The organism is Amnibacterium sp. (genome assembly GCF_051956055.1).
Taxonomy (GTDB): domain Bacteria; phylum Actinomycetota; class Actinomycetes; order Actinomycetales; family Microbacteriaceae; genus Amnibacterium.
This window is the reverse complement of the sequence record NZ_JBQCGC010000057.1, coordinates 1-9,653: the sequence shown is the minus strand read 5'-3', so window position 1 is coordinate 9,653 and position 9,653 is coordinate 1. Positions and strand designations below refer to the sequence as shown.

Sequence of the window (9,653 nt, the reverse complement as noted above, 5' to 3'; positions counted from 1 at the left end):
GCGGGCGGTGCCGGACGACGTGTCCGTCCCGATCTCCCTCCCCCTCCTGCGCCGCATCGCCGGCGCGCGCGCGGAGGAGCGCGTGTACCGCGTGCTCGCCTTCGCGTTCCTGCCGGCGTCGATCCTCTTCGGCGTGCTCGTGGCGCCCGCGGCAGTCGACGGGCGGTCGAGCTGGCCGCTCTGGTGGTCGATCACCGCGCTCGTGATCGGAATCGGCCCCTCCGTGGCGATGGGCCTCGGCGCCTTCGTCCTGCCGCTGAGCGCGATCCGCTGGGCGGCGCGGATCAACAGTGCGGGGACCCTGCTCGTGCTCGCCTCGGTGCCGCTCGTCGCGTCGCCGACCTCCGGGCCGCCGCCCCACATCTGGTTCTCGGACGTGTGCGGGCTCGGTCTGGTGTCCTCCGCGCTCGCCGTCGGCCCGTGGAGCGCCGTCGGCGTCGCGGTGGCGGGTGGCGCACTCAGCTTCTTCGACCGGGTCGGGTTCGGCTGGGACGCGCAGCTGGTGCGGGGCCTGCAGGACGGGCTGTACGTGCTGCTGTTCACGCTCACCTTCGTCGCGCTCGGCGTCTCGAGCCTCGCGGCAGCGGGCGCCGCCGACGAGGCCGAGGCGGCCGCGGAGGCGGCGACGGCCGGCGCCGCCGCGGACGCGGCAAGGGAGCGCGAACGGGCGAGGATCAACGAGCTCGTGCACGACCGGGTGCTCGCGACCCTGCTCACGGCGGCGCGGCAGCTGCCTGGCAGCGCCGGGCTCGAGCGCCGCGACGCCCAGCGCGCCCTCGACGGCCTGCAGGCACTGCTCCGCGACGACCAGGTGCCCGCCGACCTGTCCGGTGAGGACTTCGTCTGGAAGCTGCAGGCCATCACCACCGCGGTGCTGCCGGAGGCGCTGTTCAACTACGAGCTGGAGGAGGGCGACGACCTGCCGGGCCCCGTCGCCGACGCGATGGTCGACGCGGCGGAGGAGGCGATGCGCAACTCCCTCCGGCACGCCGGATCCGCGAACCGCACGGTCCACGTGCGCGTCGGCCCGGGTTCGGCGACCGTGGACGTGCTCGACGACGGGGTGGGCTTCGAACGCAGCGCTGTGCCGGCAGGTCGGCTCGGGCTGACCGACAGCATCGAGGGCCGGATGCGCGCGCTGCGGGGCGGCTCCGCCAGCGTGATCTCGAAGCCGGGAGTCGGTACCCGCATCACCGTCGGCTGGTCGGCCGCATGAGCGTCGTGCCCGCGCCCTGGTCGCAGCGCGTCCTCCGCTCGCTCGTGGGGGCGGGCGCCGCCTACTTCGCGCTCTTCGTCGTCGTGCATGCGGCGCTCGCGCTCACCTCCGCGGGCAGCAACGCGTGGGACGCGGTCAGCCTCGTGCTGATCGTCGTGCCGCAATGGGTGCTGATCCGGCGCCGCTCGCTCGACCTCCCCCTCCGGACCGCGGTGGTGCTCGCGGCGCTCGTCGTCGGGGCCGCGATCACGGGCCTGATGTCGATCGCCGACATCGCGCGACCTGCGGGGTACGACGCGTGGTTCTTCGGCGGGATCGCGTTCGACCTGCTGGGCCTGACGGTCGTGGGGCGCTTCGGGGTCGCGTGGGTGACCATGGCGGTCGTCCTGGCGACCGCTCTCGGGTGGGCCGTGCTCGGCGACCGGCCCCTGTCGGTCGGGCTCGGGCTGGTCGTGCGTCACGTCGCCACCCTCGCGGTCGGCACGGCGCTGGCCGTGAGCCTCCGGCGCTCGAACGCCGCATCGGTCGCGTTCCGCGCGGTGCAGCGGCGCAGGCGGATGGAGGAGGACGTCGCGCGCGCCCGGGCCGGAGCACGGCGCAGCGCCGTCGAGCAGGTGCTCGAGCAGGCCGGGCCCATGCTGCGCGCCATCGCGGAGGGCCGCAGGATCTCCGCCGACGACCGGCGGCAGATGCTCGTGCTCGAGGGCGCACTGCGCGACCAGATCCGCACCCCGCGCCTGAGCGCGACGGAGCTCCGCGCCGTGGTCGACACCGCGCGCCGCCGTGGCGTGAACGTGCTGCTGCTCGACGAGGCCGACGAGGCGAGCGAAGCCGCCCGGGCCGACGCGTCCCTCTGGCTGGCCGCGCAGCTCGAGTCGACCAAGCGGGGCGGCTTCATCGGCCGCCTCCGGGACATCGAGGGCGGGGGCGTGCGCGCCTCCGCGGTCCGCGACGACCACGGCGAGGCGGCCGTCTTCCACTGACCCGCCGCCGGCCCGGGCTCCCCTCGGCGCCCCACACCCTTCGTCGTTCAGGAGATCCGGGCGCGTCGCGCGCGAATCTCCTGAACGAGGAAGGAAGGGGTGCGGCGCTGCGGACGGGGCGCAGCGGGATCCGGGAGGTCAGCGGCGCGAGCGGGCGCCGACCAGCGGGGCGGCGGGGCTCCGGAAGCCGCCGAACGGCGCATCCCGGTGGTCGCGGGCGTGGATGACGCCGCCGGCCACGAGCGCGATCGAGACGGACGCCATCACCCACGCACCGATCACGGCCAGGACGACGAGCGCGACGGTCAGCACGGATTCAGTGAGCCATCCGCTGCTGGGAGCGTCTTCTGAGCCTCCTGAGCGCGTCCGGCGAATCCGCGTCGATCAGTGCAGCCGCACGTGGAGCACGATCGGGCCGACGTCGGTGGTCGCGCCATCGCTGAGCGTGAACGTGCCGGCCGGAGGCTGGTAGTACCACGGACCGTCGACGGCGGGGGCGCTCCCCCGGAACGACTCGGGGTCGTAGGCGTACGTCCCGGGTCGCAGCTGCGAGATCGCGACGTGCCCCAGCGATGTGGACGGCCCGAACACGACCTGATCCCCGGCCGTATCGGTCGCCGTTCCGGTGATCGCCAGCACGCCCGCACCGCTCGAGATGAACCAGCCCTTGAAGGTCGCCGGCGCCGGTCCGGGCTGCAGATCGACGGTCGGCTGCGTGGCGCTGACGACCACGCCGACCGGGTCGGACGCCTCCCGGTTCGGTGTCGTCACCACGACCGGGAACGCGCCGGGCACGAGCCCGTCGAGCTCGTAGGCCCCCGACCGGTCGATCGTCGCGGTGCGCTGGAGCAGGGTGCTCGCGCCGAGGAGCACCCGGCCGCTGGTCGCGCCGGACACGGCGCCGGTCAGGGTCAGCGCCGGCTGGTTGACGATGACGTCCGCGGTGCTGGCCGTCGTGCGGGCCACCGCGGTGGCCGTGCCCATCCGCGCGAGGGTGAGATCGGACGGCTCCGTGACCGCGGCGACGAGGTAGCGCTTCCCCGGCTGCAGACCGCCGACCGAGTACCGCCCGTCGCTCGCCGCGGTCGTGACGCGGACGACCCGCTGGGTCGCCTCCTCCTCCACCACGACCCGCACCGGCGGGGCCGTCGAGCCGCTCGCCGTGCTGTCCACGGTGACGAAGCCGACGAGCCGACCGGCGCGCTGCACCTCGGTGGCGACGGTCACCTCGCCGAGCACGTCCGGCACCGTGAAGTCGAAGGTCTGCGGCAGCACGGCGTCCGACGTGCGGGGAACGGGTTCGATCGCCGCGGCCTGCGGGGACGTCGGGGAGGCGGAGGCGCTCGGCGCCGCGGTGGGTGCGGTCGCGCTCGGCGAGGGGGCCGCGCCCGGGATCTGCACCCCGACCGACGCGGCGGAGGCGGATCCGGAGGGCGGCTCGTCGAACCGCCCGACCTCCACCGCGTAGTCCCCGGCCGCGATCCCCGGGAACGACCAGGCGCCGGTCGATGCGGTGGTCGTCGCGGCGAGCACCGTGCCGCCCTGCTCGAGCAGCACGGGGATGCCGGAGCCCGCCGACTTGGTCCCGACCCGGACCGTGCCCTGCACCGTCGCGCCGGTGACCGGCGTCGAGAGCGTCACGGAGGTGGTCTTGCCGCTCTCCACGACCGCGCTCGCGACGCTCGGCAGCCCTGGCGACTTCGGGACCAGCACGAGACCGTACGGACCGGGCGCGAGCGGCATCGATCGGAACCGCGACCTCCCGTCGAGCCGCAGGGTCTGCACGACCGAGTTGTCCGCCCGTCGCACCTGGATCGCGCGGATGCCGCTCGCGGCGATCGGGCTGGTCCCGGCGATCCGGCCCGCCTCCTGGAGGCGGAAGTGGACCTCGGAGGCGCCGCCTTCCAGCCCCTTGGCGGTCGCGGTCGGGCGCCCCTGGTAGATCGGCGTCGTGGAGCGCTCGCCGTTCATGACGCCGCGGACCACCTCCCGGCCGTCGAAGTCGACGATCGCGGTCGTCGCATCCGGCGCCGTGCCTGCGTAGGCGTAGCCGTCGAGCGTGTCCGACACGTCGAGCGTGAACCCGCCGTTCGCGTCCGTCTGGGTGGTCGCGACGGACTGGCCGTTGGTGGTCCAGAAGCCGACCGGGAAGAACGCGAGCGGCCGGCCGTCGAGGGTGACGTCCCCGCGGACCGTGGTCGTACCACCGGCGTTCGCCGTGACGGCGGGCAGCAGCCCAGCCGCGACGATCGCGACGCCGATGACGAGCAGCGCGACGAGGTCGAAGCGCCTGCCCCGGCCGGGCGGCTTCGCCGCGACCTCGCTCATCGTGCCCCCGTCCGACGCGCCTCCCCCGGAGCACGCCGGGCAGCAGTCAAGCAGGCGCCGGCCCGCAGCGGGACACCGGAGGCGGAAGCCGGACCGCGGGCCGCACCGCGGTGCCCCCTCCGGGAGCTCGGCGCGCCCGTGTCGCACCCCCGGACGGGGGGCACGATCCGGTAGAGATGAGGCATGTGGATCGCACTCGTCGCCGGGATCGTCGTCGGCTGGGTGGTGCTCGCGGGGCTGGTCGCGCTGGCGCTCGGCCGCGCGGTCCGCGTCGCCGAGCAGCGGCGCCCGCGCGTCCGTCGTCCCGCGCGCCCCGCACGGACCGCGATCGGCCGGAACGTGCAGGCGATGACAGGCCAGATCCCGGTGATCGGCGTGCGGACGCTCAAGGCCGTCACGGGCGCGATCCCGATCATCCGGCCGCGCAGCAGCTGACCGCTCACACCGGCCCGACGCTCAGTCGGATGCGGACGCCGCGCCCGAGCTCGAGCACCGCGTCCCGCCGGAGCGGGGTCGGCGCGTCGATGGCGACGCCGTCGAGCTTCGTCCCGCCCTGCGAGGTGCCGGGCACGACCCACCAGGCGTCACCCCGCGCCTCCACGACCACGTGGTCGCGACCGACGCCCGGGCGGTCGAGCACGAGGTCGTTCTGCCGCGCCCGCCCGATGCGGAGCGCCCCCTGGTCGGGCGAGACCGTCCGGACGTCGGTGCCGTGCACCGCGACCAGGTCGCCGAGCAGGCCGGCGGCGGGATAGACCGCGGTCACCGAGTCGTCGAGCAGTCCGCGCGGCAGCACGTCGGTGGGCGCGTCGTCCGGATCGGCAGGGCGCGCCGGGACGGCAGGGGTGAGCGGTTCGCGGCGGGGTGGGACGACCGGCAGCGGGGAGGCCTGCTCCTCCTCCGGCTCCGGCTCCGGCGGCTCCTCCGGCTCCGGAGTGAGCCACGGGTCGGGCGCTCGGCGTTCCGGGGTGGCGCGCGGCTCGGGCTGCGCCGCCCCGCCCGCGGCGGCCGCGCGCGTCGTCGCCCGGACGAAGGCCTGGCGCGGCCGGAGGCTGATGTCGCGCACCAGCACCACCTGCGGCTCCGCGCCGACGATCCAGTTCGCGCTGGACGCGTGCTCGCGGTAGAACTCGGCGAGATCGGCCTGCGCGGCGTCGAGCCCGAGCGCCTTCTCGATCGCGTCGTGGTCCTCCGGGCTCACGTGCACGGTCAGCTCCTCGGCGGCGACGCGGCGGCCGGAGGCGGTCCGCTCACCCGCCCGCTTCAGCCGTCTGGCGAGCGCCCGCTGCGCGGCGACCCCCTCCCTCCGCCTGCCAGGGGTGAGCCCGTCGAGGACGAGGCGGCCGACGCCGCGGAGGTCCGTGCCGGTGAGGCGACCGACCGCGCGCAGGAGGAGCGCCACGGCGCCCGCACCCACGAGCAGGCCGATCAGCAGACCGAGCCAGAGCCATCCCATGGCCGCACAGTATGAAGGCGCAGGATATGGGTCAGCGGGCGGATGCGGGTCACCGGCACCGCGTCGCCCTGTGCCGATGACCCGCGATGCCGGGTTGGGCACTCCGCGGCACAGACCTGATCATGGCCTTGACACCGCGGGCGTCAACGGCCGAAGGTCCCTTGCCACGGCTATTCTCTCGATGTCGGGCGTGCTGCTGCGCATCGCGTCCGTGACCGGTCGTCGCCCGCGGACGGAGACGTGTGACGAGCGAGACCGAGACGCGGGCGCCGACACGACGTCAGATCCGTCTCGGTGGCACCATCGCCCTCGCAGGCCTGACCGTGTGGATCCTCGTCGGGCTGCCGTTCATCGTGTTCCCGCGGATCGATGCCGTTCCCGCCCACGCGGACGCCGTGCTCGTACTCGGGCCACCGGTGCCGGAGCGAGTGGCCGTCGCCGAACGGCTGCTTGCAGCACACCGGGTGGACACCGCGCTCGTCTCCGTCCCCGGCGAGGCCTCTGAATGGGATGTGCAAGGACTCTGCGCGCGGTCGGACGTGATCTGCTTCAAGCCCGACCCGAGTACGACGCGTGGTGAGGCGGAGGTCTTGCGTCGGTACGCCGCTGCGCGTCACTGGTCGAGTGTCGTGGTGACGACCACTACGTCGCATATCACGCGCGCTCGCTCGATCGTGGGTCGGTGCTTCACCGGCGAGGTGTCGATGGTGGCGGATTCGGAAGCGCCGTTCAGGGGTTGGGCCTACCAGTACGCGTATCAGACCGCCGCGACGGTGAAGGCCTGGATCCTCCAGGGCTGCTGACCCGCGCACGCTTGCCACAGATCGGTCCCGACGCGCCGGCGAGCACCCCGATTCCAGGCAAGCGCGCGTTCGATCCCTTCGTTGTTCAGGAGTTCCTTCGGCCGGCGCGGCAAATCTCCTGAACGACGAAGCGGGGGAACGCAGACTTGGCGCACATCGGGCCCGACGCGCCGACGCCCACCCCGATTCGAGGCAAGCGCGCGCTCCAGGGGCGCGGCGCGTCGCGCTACTGGAGGAGGCGGCGCTTCGCGCCCTCGAACTCCGCCGGGGTGAGGGCTCCGGAGTCCCGGAGGCGCACCAGCCGCTCGAGCTCGTCGGCGACCGAGTCGTCCGTGCGCTCGGCCCTCGGCAGCAGGTCGGCGAGCTGCTGCAGGTCCTTCGCCTTCCCGGTGAAGCGCTCGGGCGCGCCGAGCACGTGCAGCTCGAGCCCTGCCGGCGTCACCCGCACGTTCGACACGACGGTGAGCGGCCACGCCTCCTGCGACTGGTCCACGAACCCGAGCCCGCTGAACAGCAGCCGCCGGTCGGTGAGCAGCAGGGCGCCGGAGTGCCCGCGCTCGGCCCGCTCCGCGCGGATCCAGAGCCGCTCCTGCTCCTCCGGCTGCAGCGCCGAGCGCAGGACCGCGAGGTGGCGCTGGACCGAGACCATGCCTCCAGCATGGCGCGTCTCGCCCCGCCCCGCGCCTCCGGGGCGCAGCCGGCGCCCACGCCGTGACCCCTGGTTCCGGAGGCGACCCTGGCGCGCCGTCGGCGGCCGTGCGTACGGTGGCGACCCGCCACGAAGGAGCGCCCATGCCCTGCACCCTGGTCCCGCCGTACATCCTGCAGGCGCTCGCCCGCCACGAGGACCCCGCGGTCCGCGACGCCGCGATCCACACGCTCGGCTTCGACAAGACCTTCGCGGTCAACCGGCTGCTCGGCGCGACGACCATGCGCTCCGCGAAGCGGGCCGCCGCTCCCGTGACGGCGCGCCTCCACCGGCTCATCCACGACGCCCACGGTCAGGAGGATCTGCCCGGCGAGCTCGTGCGCAGCGAGGGTGACCCCGCGAGCACCGACGTCGCGGTGAACGAGGCCTACGACGGGCTCGGCGACACGTGGAAGCTGTACGAGGACGTCTACCAGCGCAACTCGATCGACGACGCCGGGATGGACCTCTCCGGCACCGTGCACTTCTCGCAGCAGTACGACAACGCCTACTGGGACGGTCAGCAGATGGTCTTCGGCGACGGGGACGGGGTGCTGTTCAACCGCTTCACGATCTCGGTCGACGTGATCGGGCACGAGCTCACCCACGGCGTCACCGGCGCCACCGCCGACCTCGCGTACCAGGGCCAGTCGGGCGCGCTGAACGAGTCGATCTCGGATGTGTTCGGCTCCCTCGTGAAGCAGTACTCGCTCGGGCAGAGCGCGCAGGAGGCGGACTGGCTGATCGGTCAGGGCCTCCTCGCGGCGGACGTGCACGGGGTCGCCCTCCGCTCGATGAAGGCGCCGGGCACCGCCTACGACGACCCGCGGCTCGCCGGCAAGGACCCGCAGCCGGCGCACATGCGCGACTACGTCCGCACGACGAGCGACAACGGCGGCGTGCACACGAACTCGGGCATCCCGAACCACGCGTTCTACCTCGCCGCGGTCGGCCTCGGCGGCAACGCCTGGGAGCAGGCCGGCCACATCTGGTACGCCGCCCTCACCGGCGGCCAGCTGCAGTCGACCGCGACGTTCGCGCAGTTCGCGCTGCTCACGATCGCGACCGCCGAGCGCCTCTTCGGCGCCGCCGCGAAGCAGGCGGTGTCGGAGGCGTGGAGCGGGGTGGGGATCGTGACGTCGTGAGCGTGCAGCGGGTGGTCGTGACCCGCAGCGGCGGGTTCGCAGGGCTGACGGTCACGACGGAGGTGGACGACCCGGAGGAGGCCGAGCGCCTCTCCGCGGCCGTCCGCAGCGCCGCCGCGCAGCCGCCCGGCCGCGCCCGCGACGACTTCGTCTACGAGTTCACGATCGTGACCGAGTCGGCCACCGACCGCGTGGAGCTGACGGGCGCGCAGCTGCCCGCCGACCTGCGCCCCACCCTGCAGGAGCTCCTGAACCGCCGCGCCCGCTGACCCGCCCCTCCGTGCCTCCCCCGCCTGCGCGTGCGGGCGGGAAAGGCACGCGGCGGCGTCCTTCGCGTACCCGAGGTGTTCCCTTCCGCGCCCGGAGGGTCCACGATCGTGCTCACACCGCGCGACGGCGCGCGGAGGGAGGCGCGATGTTCGAGGCGGCGGTCCAGGCGGCGACCGCGGCCGCGCGCTCCTGGACCCCGGACCGCCCCGAGCCCGCTCGCGCGCACCGGTGCTGCCCCCTCTGCCTCGACCGCTACCGCATCCTGGTGCTCGACGGGCCGCTGCAGGACCTCCCCCACGGCGTCGCGCACCCCGCCGTCGCGGCCGTCGATGAACTGATCGGCGAGCGGATCAGCGACATGGAGGAGCGGTACGCCCGCGATCCCTGGACCGTCCTGCTCAGCGACGCGGACCGGCAGGCGGACCTCGACCGACGCCTCCGGACGACGCGCGGTGCGCTCCTCGTCGTCGCGCTCGAGGAGCTCGCGGACGCGGCGCCGCAGCTGGCGGAGCTGCGCCTTCGGTACACCGAGCCCGCGACCGTCTCGTTCCTCGCGCTGCACCCGCCCGCGGACCTGCCGCCCGCGTGGATGTGAGGCGAGCAGGCGCGAGAGTTGACCTTCACGGATAAGGGCCCGGGCCCTTGTCCGTGAAGATCCGCCGTGCACCCGGGCGGCCACGAGGGTTCGGGGTGATCTCGAGGCTCGCTCCGCTCGCACCGCGATCACCGGAGCTCCGCCGGTCGAGGTGCGGCGAAGCCGCCTC

11 protein-coding genes are annotated in these 9,653 nt (G+C 74.3%); 7 read left to right on the top strand and 4 right to left on the bottom strand.

Annotated features, from left to right (window positions below; genetic code table 11):
• Positions 1 to 1,216 (top strand): sensor histidine kinase (locus ACTHLI_RS08460; protein WP_440182721.1); only part of this gene is annotated, 1,216 nt, incomplete at its 5' end.
• On the top strand, positions 1,213 to 2,199 hold the full coding sequence (locus ACTHLI_RS08455; RefSeq protein ID WP_440182720.1) for a hypothetical protein: 987 nt from the start codon (positions 1,213 to 1,215) through the stop codon (positions 2,197 to 2,199). The genes ACTHLI_RS08460 and ACTHLI_RS08455, both read left to right, overlap by 4 nt.
• 138 nt (positions 2,200 to 2,337) lie before the next feature.
• On the opposite strand, the gene ACTHLI_RS08450 is transcribed toward ACTHLI_RS08455, so the two are convergent.
• Positions 2,338 to 2,511, bottom strand: coding sequence for a hypothetical protein (locus ACTHLI_RS08450; protein ID WP_440182719.1), 174 nt, complete (start codon positions 2,509 to 2,511; stop codon positions 2,338 to 2,340).
• A gap of 72 nt (positions 2,512 to 2,583) precedes the next feature.
• Entirely contained in the window at positions 2,584 to 4,527 is a 1,944-nt protein-coding gene (locus tag ACTHLI_RS08445) for a hypothetical protein (protein WP_440182718.1), read from the bottom strand.
• A gap of 183 nt (positions 4,528 to 4,710) precedes the next feature.
• Here ACTHLI_RS08445 and ACTHLI_RS08440 point away from each other — a divergent pair, with 183 nt between their 5' ends.
• A complete protein-coding gene (locus ACTHLI_RS08440) occupies positions 4,711 to 4,962 on the top strand; it encodes a hypothetical protein (RefSeq protein WP_440182717.1) in 252 nt (83 codons plus the stop codon).
• 4 nt (positions 4,963 to 4,966) lie between these two features.
• Here the strand turns inward: ACTHLI_RS08440 and ACTHLI_RS08435 are convergent, their stop codons facing one another.
• The gene (locus tag ACTHLI_RS08435) at positions 4,967 to 5,983 is read right to left on the bottom strand and encodes an FhaA domain-containing protein (RefSeq protein WP_440182716.1); all 1,017 of its coding nucleotides are present in this window, start codon (positions 5,981 to 5,983) and stop codon (positions 4,967 to 4,969) included.
• A gap of 323 nt (positions 5,984 to 6,306) precedes the next feature.
• Here ACTHLI_RS08435 and ACTHLI_RS08430 point away from each other — a divergent pair, with 323 nt between their 5' ends.
• Positions 6,307 to 6,786, top strand: a complete 480-nt coding sequence (locus ACTHLI_RS08430) for a hypothetical protein (RefSeq protein ID WP_440182715.1) — start codon at positions 6,307 to 6,309, stop codon at positions 6,784 to 6,786.
• Positions 6,787 to 7,012: 226 nt separating this feature from the next.
• On the opposite strand, the gene ACTHLI_RS08425 is transcribed toward ACTHLI_RS08430, so the two are convergent.
• Positions 7,013 to 7,435, bottom strand: coding sequence for an SHOCT domain-containing protein (locus ACTHLI_RS08425; RefSeq protein ID WP_440182714.1), 423 nt, complete (start codon positions 7,433 to 7,435; stop codon positions 7,013 to 7,015).
• A 143-nt stretch (positions 7,436 to 7,578) separates the two neighbouring features.
• Between ACTHLI_RS08425 and ACTHLI_RS08420 the strand changes: the two genes are divergently transcribed.
• The 3 genes from ACTHLI_RS08420 to ACTHLI_RS08410 all read left to right on the top strand — a co-directional run bounded on the left by ACTHLI_RS08420 (position 7,579) and on the right by ACTHLI_RS08410 (position 9,484).
• A complete protein-coding gene (locus ACTHLI_RS08420) occupies positions 7,579 to 8,619 on the top strand; it encodes a M4 family metallopeptidase (RefSeq protein ID WP_440182713.1) in 1,041 nt (346 codons plus the stop codon).
• The gene (locus tag ACTHLI_RS08415) at positions 8,616 to 8,888 is read left to right on the top strand and encodes a protealysin inhibitor emfourin (protein ID WP_440182712.1); all 273 of its coding nucleotides are present in this window, start codon (positions 8,616 to 8,618) and stop codon (positions 8,886 to 8,888) included. Before ACTHLI_RS08420 ends, ACTHLI_RS08415 begins: the two co-directional genes overlap by 4 nt.
• A gap of 146 nt (positions 8,889 to 9,034) precedes the next feature.
• Positions 9,035 to 9,484, top strand: coding sequence for a hypothetical protein (locus tag ACTHLI_RS08410; RefSeq protein WP_440182711.1), 450 nt, complete (start codon positions 9,035 to 9,037; stop codon positions 9,482 to 9,484).
• The last annotated feature ends 169 nt before the right edge of the window (positions 9,485 to 9,653 follow it).

Coding starts and splice junctions, on each gene's coding strand:
- ACTHLI_RS08435 (WP_440182716.1), bottom strand. CDS start 5,983: ATGGGATGGCTCTGGCTCGGTCTGCTGATCGGCCTGCTCGTGGGTGCG.
- ACTHLI_RS08455 (WP_440182720.1), top strand. CDS start 1,213: ATGAGCGTCGTGCCCGCGCCCTGGTCGCAGCGCGTCCTCCGCTCGCTC.
- ACTHLI_RS08410 (WP_440182711.1), top strand. CDS start 9,035: ATGTTCGAGGCGGCGGTCCAGGCGGCGACCGCGGCCGCGCGCTCCTGG.
- ACTHLI_RS08440 (WP_440182717.1), top strand. CDS start 4,711: ATGTGGATCGCACTCGTCGCCGGGATCGTCGTCGGCTGGGTGGTGCTC.
- ACTHLI_RS08420 (WP_440182713.1), top strand. CDS start 7,579: ATGCCCTGCACCCTGGTCCCGCCGTACATCCTGCAGGCGCTCGCCCGC.
- ACTHLI_RS08445 (WP_440182718.1), bottom strand. CDS start 4,527: ATGAGCGAGGTCGCGGCGAAGCCGCCCGGCCGGGGCAGGCGCTTCGAC.
- ACTHLI_RS08425 (WP_440182714.1), bottom strand. CDS start 7,435: ATGGTCTCGGTCCAGCGCCACCTCGCGGTCCTGCGCTCGGCGCTGCAG.